11 protein-coding genes are annotated in these 15,774 nt (G+C 70.1%); 8 read left to right on the top strand and 3 right to left on the bottom strand.

Annotation, left to right across the window (positions count from 1 at the left end; genetic code table 11):
• Positions 1-78: 78 nt before the first annotated feature.
• A complete protein-coding gene (locus N7L95_RS17200) occupies positions 79-384 on the bottom strand; it encodes a hypothetical protein (RefSeq protein ID WP_301256486.1) in 306 nt (101 codons plus the stop codon).
• Positions 385-967: 583 nt separating this feature from the next.
• Here N7L95_RS17200 and N7L95_RS17195 point away from each other — a divergent pair.
• Together N7L95_RS17195 and N7L95_RS17190 are read left to right on the top strand one after the other, a co-directional pair.
• Positions 968-2,707: a DUF1800 domain-containing protein gene (locus N7L95_RS17195; RefSeq protein ID WP_301256485.1), complete on the top strand. Its 1,740-nt coding sequence runs from the start codon at positions 968-970 to the stop codon at positions 2,705-2,707.
• A 7-nt stretch (positions 2,708-2,714) separates the two neighbouring features.
• A complete protein-coding gene (locus N7L95_RS17190; RefSeq protein WP_301256484.1) occupies positions 2,715-4,157 on the top strand; it encodes a DUF1501 domain-containing protein in 1,443 nt (480 codons plus the stop codon).
• A 282-nt stretch (positions 4,158-4,439) separates the two neighbouring features.
• Here N7L95_RS17190 and N7L95_RS17185 read toward each other — a convergent pair whose 3' ends face one another.
• Positions 4,440-6,491, bottom strand: a complete 2,052-nt coding sequence (locus N7L95_RS17185; RefSeq protein ID WP_301256483.1) for an ATP-dependent helicase — start codon at positions 6,489-6,491, stop codon at positions 4,440-4,442.
• Positions 6,492-6,715: 224 nt separating this feature from the next.
• Here N7L95_RS17185 and N7L95_RS17180 point away from each other — a divergent pair, with 224 nt between their 5' ends.
• The 6 genes from N7L95_RS17180 (at position 6,716) to N7L95_RS17155 (ending at position 13,910) form a co-directional block, all read left to right on the top strand.
• Positions 6,716-8,254, top strand: coding sequence for an alkaline phosphatase D family protein (locus tag N7L95_RS17180; RefSeq protein ID WP_301256482.1), 1,539 nt, complete (start codon positions 6,716-6,718; stop codon positions 8,252-8,254).
• Between the two features lie 142 nt (positions 8,255-8,396).
• Complete coding sequence (locus N7L95_RS17175; protein ID WP_301256481.1) at positions 8,397-9,356, top strand: AEC family transporter; 960 nt, start codon at positions 8,397-8,399, stop codon at positions 9,354-9,356.
• A gap of 281 nt (positions 9,357-9,637) precedes the next feature.
• A complete protein-coding gene (locus N7L95_RS17170) occupies positions 9,638-11,107 on the top strand; it encodes a catalase (RefSeq protein ID WP_301256480.1) in 1,470 nt (489 codons plus the stop codon).
• Positions 11,108-11,169: 62 nt separating this feature from the next.
• Complete coding sequence (locus N7L95_RS17165) at positions 11,170-11,295, top strand: hypothetical protein (protein ID WP_301256479.1); 126 nt, start codon at positions 11,170-11,172, stop codon at positions 11,293-11,295.
• A gap of 486 nt (positions 11,296-11,781) precedes the next feature.
• A complete protein-coding gene (leuA, locus tag N7L95_RS17160) occupies positions 11,782-13,479 on the top strand; it encodes a 2-isopropylmalate synthase (RefSeq protein WP_301256478.1) in 1,698 nt (565 codons plus the stop codon).
• A gap of 11 nt (positions 13,480-13,490) precedes the next feature.
• A complete protein-coding gene (locus N7L95_RS17155) occupies positions 13,491-13,910 on the top strand; it encodes a transposase family protein (protein WP_301256477.1) in 420 nt (139 codons plus the stop codon).
• 192 nt (positions 13,911-14,102) lie between these two features.
• On the opposite strand, the gene N7L95_RS17150 is transcribed toward N7L95_RS17155, so the two are convergent.
• Complete coding sequence (locus tag N7L95_RS17150; RefSeq protein WP_301256476.1) at positions 14,103-15,707, bottom strand: hypothetical protein; 1,605 nt, start codon at positions 15,705-15,707, stop codon at positions 14,103-14,105.
• Positions 15,708-15,774 lie beyond the last annotated feature (67 nt).

Here is a 15,774-nt window from a genome sequence, read left to right as displayed (position 1 = left end):
GGGTGGAAGGGCTCCGCCATTCTCGACGCGGCCTGGCGAGGCCGGCCACCCCCAGGCGGGGGGCGGGTGGCGGGCCGGTCAGGCCGGCTGCACCAGGCGCCGGCGCTTGATGATCACCACCGGCGTCTGCGCCGGCCGCGGCGGCGGCGCCTCTGCGGCTCGCCGCACTGCCGCACGGACCTGGCTGGTGCTGAGGGCGGTGGAATGGTCGCCGTTGAGCTGGAAGTACAGACCCTCGGTGCTCACGGCCAGCGCACCGATCTGCGCGCCGCGCTCGATGCTGCCCAGCAATTCCAGCGCATCCCCTTCCGGCCGCGGCTGGGTGAACCGGCGCCAGTAGACCTCACCCAGGCGCACCCGCCATTGTTGATTTCGACGTGCCATCGTCAGCCTCGGTCTTGTGGTCGCTGGGAGAGGGAATGCTGCCGGCCCACGCCCACATCAATGCGACCAACGGAGCATCCAGATGGATGAGGGGCGGCGGGCAGGGATTCTGCCGCTTGGCCGCGACCTTCATGTGAATCACCTGTCGTCTTTTACAGGGAGCAACAACTCCAGCGCGAGCGGCCTTGCGGCTGGCAGCGACAAGTGCCGGCCTGCCTGCCCGCGGGGTGTGCGCAATGTCACGAAAGCCGGTCTTGCCCGCCCAAAAGCGGGCCTTCTTGGCAAGGCTGCGACGCAAGTCCGCTGGCGCGCGGCCGCAACACCGGGAAGCGCGCGTCGTCCGGCCGGCTGTGCCGGAAAGCCATCGGGGCGCGAATCGGCGGTTGTCGACGGCATCGAACTTGCTGTTTGGCCCCCCGGCTTCGCGATATCGGCACAAGGACGCGCTTCGCGAGCCGCGCAAGACACAAGCAGTTTCAGACACGACCTGCTCGGTCGCCCGATGACCATTTCGGGCTCCCGGAATTGCGCAATCCATCGTAAGGAGGGATGCCCCTTGGAACAACGCGCAACAAACACTCTGGTGGAACCCCGCCGACACCGCCTGGCCGCTGCCGCGACCCTGGCAATCCTGCTGACCGCCTGCGGCGGCGGCGGCGGAGGCGGCTCAAGCAGCAGCGACGGCGGATCCGGCACTTCGGGCGAAGCGGATCCGTTCGCGGTCCAGCCCACCTCTGCCCGCGACGCAGTCCGGCTGGCCGACCAGGCCACCTTCGGCCCCACCGAAGCCCTGGTCGCCGAGATCCAGGCCAAGGGCCCGGGCCGCTGGGTCTATGAACAGATGCAGGCGGAGCGGCGGCCCGACAGCCCCACCTCGTCCTACTACACCAGCGGCAACGGCGACGCGGTGCACAAGTTCACCGGCTCCGGCGAGTTCTGTGACGGCAAGGGCAGCAACTGCTGGCGCGACTGGTCGTCCACCCAGCCGCTGGTCTGGGACTTCTACCGCAACGCCGTCGGCAAGCCCGACCAGCTGCGCCAGCGGGTGGCCTTCGCGCTGCAGCAGATCCTGGTGGTGTCGAACCTGGAAGTGAGCGGCACCTACGGCTTCCGCAACTACCACAACGCGCTGCTCGACAACGCCCTGGGCAACTACCGCGACGTGCTGAAGAAGGTCGCGCTGTCGCCGGTGATGGGCGACTTCCTGAACAACGCCAACAACGACAAGGCCGCGCCGAACGAGAACTTCGCGCGCGAGCTGCTGCAGCTGTTCTCGATCGGCACCTGCCAGCTGGACGCCGATGGCGAGCTGGCCGGCCGCACTTGCCAGCCCACCTACGACAACGAGACGGTGCGTGCCTATGCCTATGCACTCACCGGCTGGACCTACCCGCAAGGCGGCGCCACGCCGTGGGGCTGCTGGCCCAAGGGCACCAACTGCCGCTACTACGGCGGCGACATGGTGCCGGTGGCGCAGTTCCACGATACGCAGGAGCGCAAGCTGCTGAACGGCGTCACGCTGCCGGCCGGCCACACGGCGCCCCAGGCGCTGGAGGCCGTGCTCGACAGCCTGATGAACCACCCCAACATGGCGCCCTTCATCAGCCGCCAGCTGATCCAGCACCTGGTCACCAGCAACCCGCCGCCGGGCTACGTGGGCCGGGTGGCGAAGGCGTTCTCGACCGGCCGCTGGTACAGCTTCGGCAGCGGCCGGCGCGGGGACATGAAGGCCACCATCGCGGCGGTGCTGCTCGACGTCGAGGCCCGCAAGATCGACCACAGCCCGCGCATGGGCCGCCTGCGTGAGCCGGCCCAGATGTTCACCGGCGTGCTGCGCGCGCTCAACGGCCAGACCGACGGCGAGCCGTTGGCCTGGTGGTGGGGCGACACGATGCGCCAGCATGTGTTCCGTCCGCCCTCGGTGTTCAACTTCTATTCGCCCGACTACCCGGTGGCCGGCACCTCGCTGGTGGGCCCGGCCTTCGGCATCCACAACGCCAACACGGCGCTGCAGCGGCTGAACTACGTCAACTACCTGGTCAACTGGGGCGGCTCCAAGGCCAGCGCGAGCGTGCCGAACGCCACCGCCACCCAGGTCAACCTGAAGCCCTTCGAGGCTGATGCGGCCGACCCCGCCAAGCTGGTCGACCGGCTGTCGATGCTCGCCTACGGCCAGCCGCTGACCGGCAATGCCCGCGCGCAGGTGATCAACGCGGTCGCCGCCTTCAGCCAGCAGACCAGCGGCGCCGCCTACCTGAGCAACCGCGTCAAGAGCGCTGCCTACCTGGTGTTCAGCGCCCCGCAATATCACGTGATCCGGTGACCGCGCCATGACCAAGAAACTCGACCTCCACGATCTCGACGCGCTGGTCCTGCAGCGCCGCCAGCTGCTGAAGCTGGCCACCGGCGCCCTCGGCGTGGCCGGCCTGTCCGGCCTGGCGCTGGGCCCCAGGCTGGCCCATGCGGCCGACTACCGCGCGCTGGTGTGCGTCTTCCTGTACGGCGGCAATGACGGCCTCAATACCATCGTGCCGACCGACACCACCCGCCACAACCAGTACAGCGCGGTGCGCAAGGGCCTGGCCCTGCCGCGCGCCAGCCTGCTCGGCCTGGCCGGCAGCGACTATGGCCTGCACCCCTCGCTGTCTGCCCTCAGCTCGGCCTGGAACGACGGGCACCTCGCGCCGGTCTTCAACGTCGGCCCGCTGGTGCGGCCGATGACCAAGGCCGAATACCGCAAGGAGCCCAACGCCTCGCCGCTGATCCCGGACAACCTGTTCTCGCATTCCGACCAGCAGACCCTGTGGGAGACCGGCACCACCAGTTCGCTCGCCCGCACCGGCTGGGGCGGACGTGCGGCGGCAGCGCTGGGCACCACCAATCCGGTGATCTCGGTCGGCGGCAACGGCCGCTTCGGCGTCTCGGACCTGGCAGCGCCGCTGGTGCTGCCCGCGCCGGGTGCGACCTTCGGCGCCGAAGGGCTGCAGGACAGCTGGGCCCCTGTGGCCGCCCGCAAGGCGGCGCTGGAAGCGCTGTATGCCGAGAACCATGCCAACGAGATGCTGCAGGCCTATGTGAAGCAGCAGCGCGATGCCTTCGCCACCTCGGCGCGGCTCGGCCCGCTGGTGAAGATCAAGCCGGGCGACACCGGCGCCTCCAGCGCGCTGAAGCAGGCCTTTGCCTCGCTGACCGGCCCCGACGGTCAGGCGACGACGATGATCGCCCAGCAGCTGTTCCAGATCGCCAAGCTGATCGAAGGCCGTGCCACCGTGCAGGGCGACCGGCAGATCTTCTTCGCCCAGCTCGGCGGCTTCGACACCCACGGCAACCAGATCGACGACAACGCCACCGTCGGCGAACATGCCCGGCTGCTGAAGATGCTGGGCGATGCGATGGGCGCCTTCCACCAAGCCATGAAGAACATCGGCATGGCGCAACAGGTGACGCTGTTCACACAGAGCGACTTCGGCCGCACCTTCCTGCCCAACAACAGCAACGGCACCGACCACGCCTGGGGCAACAACCACCTGGTACTGGGCGGTGCAGTGAAGGGCCGCACCACCTACGGCACCTACCCCACCCTGCAGCTCGGCGGCCCGGACGATGTCGGCGTGGACAGCTGGGAGCAGCAGGGCCGCTGGCTGCCGACCACCAGCGTGTCGCAGTACGCGGCCACGCTGTTGCGGTGGTTCGGTGCCGGCGACGGCCAGCTCGACTCGATCCTGCCCAACCTGGGCAACTTCGGCTCGAAGCGGGTGCTGGGCTTCCTCTGATCCCCGGCGCGGCCGGGCCGCGGGCGGCGCTCGCCGGGTGATGCCCGGCGGGCCGGCCAGGCGGCTCAGCCCAGGACGGAAGGCCACGCGCCGGACCGGGAGAAGCACCGCAGGAACGCACTGCGGCGGCACGGTCCGCGATGCGGGGTCCGCGCGGGCCGCGCGGCGTCTTGCCCTTGGCAAGCAGCCTGACCGGTCCGCGCCGGCTTCCTTGCCGCCGGCTCTCCTTCTGCTTCCCGCTACCCGGCTTTTCCCTGGCTGCTGCTTCCCGCCATCTCCGCTTCAGGCCGTCTTGGCCTGCGCCGCCCGCGCTGCGAACTCCGCGCGCAAGGCCTTGAGCTTCTCGCGCGGGTCTTCCTTCATCGTCTTCTCGTCCAGCTTCATCTCGGCAATGAAGCGGCTCGGGATGCCGGCGACCCAGTCGCGGCCCTTCTTGCGCCGCTTGAGCACGCTCACCGCCAGCGTCTTGCGGGCGCGGGTGATGCCGACATACATCAGCCGGCGCTCTTCCTCCAGGCGCTGCGGGGTCATGTCCTCGTCCTCGCTGCGGAAGGGCAGCAGCCCTTCGTTGACGCCCACCAGCACCACGTGCGGCCACTCCAGGCCCTTGGACGCATGCAGGGTCGACAGCGTCACCACGTTCGGGTCGCCGGCCCGCTCGGTCAGGCTGAGGATGACGGAGATGGTCTGCGCCACGTCCATGATGCTCTTGCGCTCGCTCTCCACCTTCACGCCGCCGTCGTCCTCCAGCACACCGCCGCAGCGCCGGGCGATCCAGTCGACGAAGTCCATCACGTTCTGCCACCGGGTGGCGGCGGCCTTCTCGCTTTCCTCGCCGTCGTAGAGGTGCTGCTCATAGCCGATTTCCTTCAGCCACTCCATCAGCACCGGCTTGGCCGCCTCCGCGCCCATCGTGTGGCGGAAGCGGTATTCGAGGTCGTTCACATAGCGGCCGAACTCGTGCAGCGAGCCAATGGCGCGCGCGCTGACGGCGCTGGCCAGCGAATCGGCGAACAAGGCCTCGAAGAGGCTGACCTTCCACTTGGCCGAGAACTCGCCAAGCTGGCCCAGCGTCTGGTGGCCAATGCCGCGTTTCGGGGTGGTGACCGCCCGCAGGAAGGCCGGATCGTCATCGTTGTTGACCAGCAGGCGCAGCCAGCCGCACAGGTCCTTGATCTCCGCGCGGTCGAAGAAGCTCTGGCCGCCGGACACCTTGTACGGAATGTCGGCCTTGCGCAGCGCCTGCTCCAGCACCCGCGCCTGGTGGTTGGCCCGGTAGAGGATGGCGAAGTCGCTCCAGTTGGCCGGCGCGCTGGTGGTGGCGCCGCCGCGGATGGACTGGATGCGCGCCACCGCCCGCTCGGCCTCGTGCTCTTCCTTGTCGCACTCGACCAGCCGCACCGGCTCGCCGTCGCCGTATTCGCTCCAGAGCTTCTTCTCGAAGATCTTGGGATTGGCGGCGATCACGTTGTTGGCCGCACGCAGGATGTTGCCGGTGGAGCGGTAGTTCTGCTCCAGCGGGATCACCTTCAGGTTCGGGTACTCCTGCGGCAGGCGCTTCAGGTTCTCGATGGTGGCGCCACGCCAGCCGTAGATGGACTGGTCGTCGTCGCCCACCGCGGTGAACATCGCCCGCTCGCCCACCAGGGCCTTCAGCAGCTCGTACTGCACGGCGTTGGTGTCCTGGTACTCGTCCACCAGCACATAGCGCAGCGTGCGCTGCCATTTCTTGCGCACCTCTTCATCGCGCTGCAGCAGCTTCAGCGGCAGGCTGATCAGGTCGTCGAAGTCGACCGCCTGGTAGGCCGTCAGGCGCTCCTCGTAGAGCTTCATCACCCGGGCGCAGACGCGCTCGTCGTCGTTCTGGGCGGCCGCCTCGGCCTGCTCGCTGCTCAGGCCCTGGTTCTTCCACAGGCTGATGGTCCACTGCCAGCTGCGCGCCTGCGCGGCGTCGGTGGTGCCACCCGCATCGCGCAGGATGCCCAGCACGTCGTCGCTGTCGAGGATGGAGAACTTGTCTTTCAGGCCCAGCCGCGCGCCGTCCTCGCGCAGGAAGCGCACGCCCAGCGAGTGGAAGGTGCTGATCACCAGGTCCTTGGCCGCCCGGGCACCCACCAGGCCGCGGGCGCGCTCGCGCATTTCTTCCGACGCCTTGTTGGTGAAGGTGATGGCCGCGATCTGGCCGGGCGCATAGCCTTCCTGCAGCAGGCGGTCGATCTTGTGGGTGATGACGCGCGTCTTGCCCGAGCCGGCGCCGGCCAGCACCAGGCAGGGGCCTTGCAGGTAGTAGACGGCTTGGAGCTGGGCGGGATTGAGGCTAGGCGGGGCAGACACGGCGTGGAATCTCGGTCGTTCTATGGCAAGCGGGCGCTCGCCTCGGCAGGCTGCCGGGTGGGGGCGGATGCGAAGCCGGCCATCATAGCGAAGGCCGCCGCCGGCCGGTTTCGCGCTGGCGTGACAAAGCACCGGCGGCCCGCTTACAGTGGCGCGGTCCTGCCCGAGCACGCCCGCCTCCGGCCCCTGGCCGCGGCGGGGCCCCATCCCCGCGGAGCCTGCCCATGACGAGCCCCTTGTCCCGCCGGCTGTTCCTGTCCGGCAGCGCCGCGCTGCTGGCCGCGCCGGCCTTCATCCACCGTGCGCGGGCTGCCGACGTGCCGTTGTTCGAGCTGGGTGTGGCCTCGGGCCATCCCCAACCGCACGCCGTGGTGCTGTGGACCCGGCTGATGGGCGAGCAGTTGCCCCGCCAGGTGCCGGTGAGCTGGGAACTGGCGCAAGACGAGGCCTTCACCCGCGTGGTGGCCCGCGGCAGCGAGATCGCCGAGCGTGGGTGGGCCCACAGCGTGCACGCCGAGCCGCGCGGCCTGTCCCCGGGCCGCTGGTACTACTACCGCTTCCAGGCCCTCGGGCAGCGCAGCCCGGTGGGCCGCACGCGCACCGCACCGGCGCCGGCCGCCGAGGCGCCGCTGGCCTTCGCCATCGCCAGCTGCCAGCACTACGAAGTCGGCCACTATGCGGCCTGGCGCCACCTGGCCGGCGAGCCGCTCGACCTGGTGCTCTTCCTGGGCGACTACATCTACGAAGGCGCGCCGCGGCGCCAGGCACTGCGCCAGCACGAGGGTGAGGGGCCGGCCGTCACGCTGGAGCAGTACCGCGCGCGCTACGCCACCTACAAGCGAGACCCCCTGCTGCAGGCGGCCCACGCAGCCTGCCCGTGGCTCACCGTGTGGGACGACCATGAGGTGCAGAACGACTATGCCGGCCTGCGCGGCCAGGAACTGGAACGCAACTTCCCGCTGCGCCGCATGGCCGCCTACCAGGCGTACTGGGAGCACCTGCCCTTCCCGAAGGCGGCGCGGCCGCGGCGCACCGCGATGCGCATCTACGGCCGCACCGACTGGGGCCGCCTGGCCCGCCTGCACCTGCTCGACGACCGCCAGTACCGCGATCCGCAGCCCTGCCCGCCGCCGCGCCGGGGCGGCTCCAACACCGTGCTGGCCCGCGACTGCCCCGAGCTGGCCGACCCGCGCCGCTCGCTGCTCGGCGCGCGCCAGGAACGCTGGCTGGCCGAAGGCTGGGACCTGCACCGCCCCTGGAACCTGGTGGCCCAGCAGACCTTGATGGCGCGCTGCAGCTGGCGCGACCCGGCCGCCCCGGACAGTCCGGCCGGGGAGTACTGGACCGACGGCTGGGACGGCTATCCCGCAGCCCGCCGCCGGCTGCTGCAAGGCGTGGCCGAGCGCGGCCTGTCAGGGGTGGTGGTGCTGGGCGGCGACGTGCACAGCCACTGCGTGAGCGACCTGAAGCTGGACTTCGACGACACCGAGGCGCCGGCACTGGCCACCGAGTTCTGCAGCACCTCCATCACCAGCACATCGCTGCCCCAGAGCCAGCTCGACGCGATGCGGCCGTGGAATCCGCACCTGCACTACGCCCGCAGCGACCAGCGCGGCTACATGCGCTTCGACCTCGACGCCAAGCGGCTGTCGGCCCGCCTGCTGGCCGTGGAAGAGGTGAAGGACCCCGACAGCCCGGTGGCCACCGTCGCCCGCTTCGAGGTGGACCCGCGCCATCCCGGCGCCCGGCGGGACGGCGCCTGAGCCACGCCCTCACCGCGCCCTACTGCACCCCTACTGCGCCCCTACTGCGCCCTACGGCGGCGGCGGCCCGCCGGCATCCGGTGGCTCCGGCCACCGACCAGGGCCACCGGCGGTATCGCCGCTTGAGATACTGCGGCCCGCCATGTCAGCCATCTTCGCGGTCACCCTGCCCTTCTTCGCCCTGGTGCTGGGCGGCTACCTCGCCGCGCGGGCCCGCCTGCTGCCGGAAGCGGCGATTCCGGGGCTGAATGCCTATGTGCTGTTCTTCGCGCTGCCGTGCCTGCTGTTCCGCTTCGGGGCCGGCACACCGCTGGGGCAACTGCTCGATCCTGGGTGGCTGGCCCTCTATGCCACCTGCGCCTTGCTGGTGGTGGCTGTCACGGTGACCGTGTCCCTGGGCGCCGGCCTGCGCCTGCGCGACGCGGCCTTCGGTGCGCTGGTGGCGGCCTTCCCCAACACCGGCTTCATGGGCGTGCCGCTGCTGGTGGCGCTGCTCGGTCCCCAGGCAGCAGGGCCGGTGATCCTGACCGTGCTGGTGGACTTGTTCCTCACCAGTTCCCTGTGCCTCGCACTGGCGCAGAGCGAGGGCGCGGGCTCCCTGAAGGCCGGGCTGGCCAAGGCCGTGCGCGGCGCGCTCGGCAACCCGCTGCCCTGGGCCATCGCGCTCGGTGCGCTGGTGTCGGTCAGCCAGGCGGCCCTGCCCGGCCCGCTGGCACAGATCGTCCGCATGCTGGCCGACTCGGCCACGCCGGTGGCCCTGTTCACCATCGGCGCGGTGCTGTGGCGGGCCAACGCAGGCGCCGACGCTGCCCGCACGCCGTGGCGGCACGTAGTGCCGGTGGTCACCATCAAGCTGCTGCTGCACCCGGCCCTGGTGCTGGCCACCGGCCACCTGGCCAGCGCCGCCGGCCTGCCCCTGCGAGGCGAGGCGCTGCAGGCCCTGGTGCTGGCGGCGGCACTGCCTTCGGCCAGCAATGTCTCGCTGCTGGCCGAGCGCTACGGCGCCGACAACGGGCGCATCGCCCGCATCGTCCTGTACTCCACGGCGGCAGCCTTCCTCAGCTTCTCCTTCGCGGTAGCGCTGTTCCAGCGCTTCGGCTGACACGCCGCCAGCGCGCCCTGGCGGGCGGGTGCTCGCCGGCCTGGCCGCCAGCCATAGGCAGCGCCGGTATTTTTGGCCGTCTCTATAGCAATTCGCTATTGTCAACATGGCGACGTTCAACTTCCTCGCCCCAGCCGGCTCCATTAATCTTCATGCATCCAATCTATTGATGCACTAACAACGATAGCAAATGAGCCAGCCATGACCGATCTTGTTCTCGAACTGCTGGCCGCCCTGGCCGAAGCGATCTGACGACGACATCCCGATCCCGAGGAATCTCCATGACCAGCCGCACCACACTCACCACCGCCTCCGGCATCCCGGTGGCCGACAACCAGAACTCCCTCACTGCCGGCCCGCGCGGGCCGGTACTCCTGCAGGACTTCCACCTGATCGAGAAGCTGCAGCACTTCAACCGCGAACGGGTGCCCGAGCGGGTGGTGCATGCCAAGGGGTCGGCCGCCTACGGCACCTTCACCGTCACCCAGGACATCACCCGCTACACGCGCGCCAAGCTGTTCGAGCGGGTCGGCAAGCAGACCTCGGTGCTGCTGCGCTTCTCGACGGTGGGCGGCGAGAAGGGCTCGGCCGACACCGAGCGGGATCCGCGCGGCTTCGCGGTGAAGTTCTACACCGAGGAAGGCAACTGGGACCTGGCCGGCAACAACACCCCGGTGTTCTTCATCAAGGACCCGGGCAAGTTCCCCGACTTCATCCACACGCAGAAGCGCGACCCGCAGACCAACCTGAAGTCGCCGACGATGATGTGGGACTTCTGGAGCCAGAGTCCTGAAGCCCTGCACCAGATCACAACGCTGTTCAGCGACCGCGGCACGCCCGACGGCTACCGCTTCATGCATGGCTTCGGCAGCCACACCTTCAGCCTGGTGAACGCCGGGGGCGAGCGCTTCTGGGTGAAGTTCCACTTTCGCTCGATGCAGGGCATCCGCAACCTCAGCGTGGCCGACGCCGTCCGGCTGGCCGGCGAGGACCCCGACTATGCGCAACGCGACCTCTTCAACGCCATCGAGAACAAGGACTTCCCCCGCTGGCGCCTGTGCGTGCAGGTGATGCCGGAGGTCGAAGCCGAGACCTGGTCGCGCAAGACCGGCTGGAACCCCTTCGACCTGACCAAGGTGTGGCCGTACAAGGACTATCCGCTGATCGAGGTGGGCGTGCTGGAGCTCAACCGCAACCCGCAGAACTACTTTGCCGAAGTGGAGCAGGCTGCCTTCTCGCCGGCGAACGTGGTGCCGGGCATTGGCTTCTCGCCCGACAAGATGCTGCAGGGCCGGATCTTCGCCTACCACGACGCCCACCTGTACCGGGTGGGCACCAACTACCAGCAGTTGCCGGTCAACCGCCCGCAGTGCCCGTACCACACCTACCAGCGTGACGGGGCGATGCGCTTCGACGGCAACGGCGGCGCGGCGGCGAACTACGAGCCCAACAGCATCGCCTCGGCGCCCAAGCAGGCACCCGCCTACCGCGAGCCGCCCCTGAAGATCAGCGGCGATGCCGACCGCTACGACCACACGGTGGATGGCGACCCCTACACCCAGGCCGGCAACCTGTTCCGCCTGCTCGATGCCGCGGCGCAGGACCGCCTCACGAGCAACATCGCCAGCGCCATGCGCAGCGTGCCGATGTCCATCGTGCAGCGCCAGCTGGTGCACTTCGCCAAGGCCGACCCGCGCTATGGCGACGCCATCGCCCACAAGCTCGGCATCGAGGTGCCCGGCGCGGCGTGATCCCCCGGCTGCGCGGGGCGGCTGCGGCCGGCCGCGGGGCTCCTGCACAAGGAAAGGACATCATGAAGAACCGAAGCATTGCGTCGCCCGCGCTCCCCCTGCGCCAGCAAGCCGGGCTGCTGCTGTTTGCCGGTGGCTGCCTGGCGTTGGCCTCCGACCTCGCGCGCTGGCTGGCTGTGGCCGGCTGAAGCGGGCCACCACGCGCATGGCCGGCCGGCAACGAGCTGGCTCGGCCGGCCCGCATTGCGGCGCTGGCGCGCTGCCCCACTGCGGTGCGTGCCACGGACTTTCAGGTGGAGGCATTGACAATTCGCCTCCTGATCGAGAACACTGCAGCCATGACCACCGCCAAGACCCTCCTACTCATTACGCTGGCCACCACGATGGTGGCCGGTCTGAGTCGGCTCGGGTCCAGAGCAGCACAGCGCACCTAGCGCCCCCTGATACCCCGAGTTCCGAGACAGAACGGCCAGCCACAAGCTGGCCGTTGTCGTTTCTGCCCCCCGTTATCTACCCCTCCGGAGTCCCCACATGATCACCCCGATTAAGACGTCCACCGAGATTGGCACCCTGCGACTAACCAAGAGCTGCCCGGCCACGCGCCTGTGGCTGTCGGGCGGCTTCGACATGGCCACCTCCCTCGCCTCGCCACCTCACCGGACACCGCCTTCATCATGTTGATCGACCCGAGCCGCAAGTACCGTCCCTTTCCTCCCCTCGCCCTCGCCGAGCGCCGCTGGCCCAGCCGCACGCTCACCGCGCCGCCCATCTGGATGAGCACGGACCTGCGCGATGGCAACCAGGCCCTCTTCGAGCCGATGGACGCCAGCGCCAAGCTGCGCATGTTCCAGATGCTCTGCCGCATCGGCTTCAAGCAGATCGAGGTCGCCTTCCCCTCCGCTTCCCAGACCGACTTCGACTTCGTGCGCCGGCTGATCGAAGAACGGCTGATTCCCGATGACGTCACGATCGAAGTCCTGACCCAGGCGCGCGAAGACCTGATCCGACGCACCTTCGAATCGCTGCGCGGCGCGCCGCGCGCCATCGTCCACCTCTACAACGCCACCGCACCGGCCTTCCGCCGCATCGTCTTCGGCATGTCGCGCGAGCAAGTGCGCGAGCTGGCCACCCGCAGCGCGGCACTGATCGCCGAGCTGGGCGCCCAGCAGCCCGACACCCAGTGGACCTTCCAGTACAGCCCTGAAGTCTTCAGCGGCACCGAGCTCGACTTTGCCTGCGAGGTGGTCGATGCGGTGATGGACGTCTGGCAGCCGACACCCGAGCACAAGGCCATCGTCAACCTGCCAGCCACGGTGGAGATGAGCACGCCCAACGTCTATGCCGACCAGATCGAGTGGATGCACACCCACCTGCGTCGGCGTGACAGCCTGGTGCTCAGCGTGCACCCGCACAACGACCGCGGCACCGCCGTGGCAGCCGCCGAGCTGGCGGTGCTGGCTGGCGCCGACCGGGTGGAAGGCTGCCTGTTCGGCAATGGCGAGCGCACCGGCAACGTGGACCTGGTGACGCTGGCGCTCAACCTCTACAGCCAGGGCATCCATCCGGGGCTGGACTTCTCGCACATCAACGAAGTGGCGCGGACGGTGGAAGACTGCACCCAGCTGCCGGTGCACCCGCGCCATCCCTATGTGGGGGACCTGGTGTTCACCGCCTTCTCGGGCTCGCACCAGGACGCCATCAAGAAGGGCTTCGCGGTCCAGCAGCCCGACGCGGCCTGGGAAGTGCCCTACCTGCCGATCGACCCGGCCGACGTGGGGCGCAGCTATGACTCCATCGTGCGGGTCAACAGCCAGTCCGGCAAAGGCGGCATCGCCTACCTGCTGGAGGCCGGCCACGGGCTGGTCATGCCGCGCCGGCTGCAAGTGGAGTTCAGCGCAGCCGTGCAACAGGTGGCCGACCACAGCGGTGGCGAGCTGAACGCAGCCGACCTGTGGCAGCTGTTCGTCGATGAATACCTGGCGCCCGGCGAACCGCTGCGCTATGTCTCGCACGACAGCCACGAGCAGGGCGGCCGCGTGCACCTGAGCCTGCAGGTCGAGGCCGGCGGGCAGGTGCTGCAGCTCACGGGACACGGCAACGGCCCGCTCGATGCCGCGGTGCAGGCGCTCGGCCTGCCGCTGCGCATCGACAGCTATGAAGAACGCGCCCTGCAGTCCGGCTCCGACGCCAGGGCGGTGGCCTTCGTCGAGATCGGCTGGCCAGGGCTGGCCGGCAGCCTGTTCGGCGCCGGCGTGCACACGAGCATCGTGAGCGCCTCCATCCAGGCCTTGATCAGCGGCATCAACCGCTGGCAGGCGCGTGAACCCGGCGTGGTGCCGCAGCGCTTCGGCGCCGGCGCAGCGGCTGCCTGAGGGAGGCGATGATGGACGACTTCGATCCCGCGCCCGGCCCGCTGGATGAGGGCCGCGGCCTGTCGCACCACTGCGTGCTGCACAGCCCCCTGCTGGACGACCTGGTGGCCGGCACGACGCCCGCCCTCTGCTGCACGAGGTGCGGCCGCAGCGAGCGCATGGTGCGCCACGGCCGGCTCACCCGGCTGCTGCGCGACGTGCCACGCGATGGCCGGCCCACCTGGCTGCGCCTGGACGTCACCCGCTGGCGCTGCGGCGCCTGCGGCAGCACCCAGACCCCCGTGCAGGACGGCTTGCAGACCCGCCGCCGCCTGACGCAAGGGCTGATGGACTGGCTGGTGCAGCAGGCCGGCCAGCGCCCGCTGTCACAGCTGGCCCGCGAAGCGGGCGTGGACGAGAAGACGGTGCGCCGCCTGGCGCGCCCCAGCTGAAGCCGAGCAACGACACGAAGCCGAGGGACCGGCCAGCGCCACATCACCGCTGCCGGGCCACCATGGCGCCGCGCTGCTCATCCGGCAGCGACGGCAGCGTGCGTTCGCGCCGGCCCGCCACACGCGGGCCGTCACCTCGTCACTTCCTCTGCAGGCGCGCCCGGGCGGGCGCGCCCCTGGGCTTTGGCCGCCTCAGTGCAGCTTGCGGCCGCACGCGCCGCAGAAGGTATCGTCCGGTGCCACCACGCTGTGGCACGACGGGCAATGCGGCACCGGCTTGGACAGGTCGAGCCCGCCACTGGCCGGCAAGGGCGACACGGCCGGCGGCAGGGTGTCCTCGAAATCGCCGCCAGTGTGCGGCGCCGCCGCCGGGCGCGGTGGCTGGGCCGGCGCCATCGGCTGGATGATGGTCATCGGGTCCGCATGCCCGGACGGCGGCGGCACCGGCGCCGGACGCGGCGGCTGGGCCGGCGCCATCGGCTGGATGATGGTCATCGGGTCCGCGTGGCCGGTCGCCGGCGGCACCGGGGCCGGCCGCGGCGGTTCGGCCGGTGCCATCGGCTGGATGATGGTCATCGGGTCCGCGTGGCCGGTCGCTGGCGGCACCGGGGCCGACCGCGGCGGCTCGGCCGGTGCCATCGGCTGGATGATGGTCATCGGGTCCGCATGGCCGGGCGCCGGCGGCACCGGGGCCGGCCGCGGTGGCTCGGCCGGCGTCATCGGCTGGATGATGGTCATCGGGTCCGAGTACGAGGACGCGGGGGCCGGCGGCGTCGCGCCGGGCAGGTCGTCGGCCTCGGGGGCGCGCGCGGCTGCCGCGCTTTCGCCCCGCCGGCGGGCGGCATCCTGGACCTCCTGGGCCCGGCGGCGGGCTTCCTCGGCGGCCTGCTGGGCCTTCTCCCGGGTCTTGGCGATGGCGGAGTCCAGCGCCGCTTCGGCGAGGGCGGTGTCCAGGCCCACGCTCAACTTCAGGTAGGTCAGGCACAGGCCGAAGAGCAACAGCGCATTGAACACCGCGATGACCACACCCCACACCACGGCCGCCCCCACGCCGGCGCCGACCCAGGTGCTGCTGCTGACGGTACCGTTCGGCGGCTCCAGGCCCCCCAGGCCCATGCCCAGCACGCTGTTCATCACGCTGGCGGTGACGGCGAAGCCGCCCCCGACGAAGGCCATCACCAGGCCCGCCACGAAGCCGACCAGGATGAACAGCAACATCAGGTTGAGAAACGCCTCCAGCGGCCGCTGCGTGGCAATGGCCCACAGGCGCGACAGGGCCTGCTTCAGCGTCTGCCCCTCGAACAGGGCCGGCGCCGCGAGGCCCCAGGCCACATAGGCGCCCAGCAGCAGCAAGGCCGCGCTGAACACCAGCAGTGGCACCACCACCACCAGCAGCAGCCCGCCCAGCAAGGGGATCTTGCACAGGAACAGCAGCACCGAGGCCGTCACGCCCCAGGCCAGGAAGGCGCACAACAGCACCAGTGCCAGGCCAAGCATGCGCAGCAGCACCATCGGGCTGCCGGTGAAGGCTTCCACCGTGCCGGTGACCGGCTGCTGCAGTGCCTGGTCCATCAGCTGGCGGCCGGCGGCCACCATGCCGAGCATCATCAGCAGGAAGCCCAGCAGCACGGACACCGCGCTGATGAAGCCCACCCCGGTGGACACGCCCAGCCCGATAAGCAGCGCCACCCCCACGAAGGTGCCGAGCAAGGTGAGCAGGGCACGCGGGTTGCGCCAGGCCTCCCCGATGCGGGTCAGGCTGTGGGGCCCGGCGCCGCTGAAATTGAACGATGACATGGTGTCCCTCCGGCGCGGAGCGCCTGCTGTGGTCTCGATGGGGCGCAACGATAGCGCCGGCCGGCCG

This window comes from Eleftheria terrae (assembly GCF_030419005.1).
In the GTDB taxonomy this organism is placed as follows: domain Bacteria; phylum Pseudomonadota; class Gammaproteobacteria; order Burkholderiales; family Burkholderiaceae_C; genus Caldimonas; species Caldimonas terrae.
Note: the sequence above shows the minus strand (reverse complement) of the source record. Positions and strands in the feature narration are given on the sequence as shown.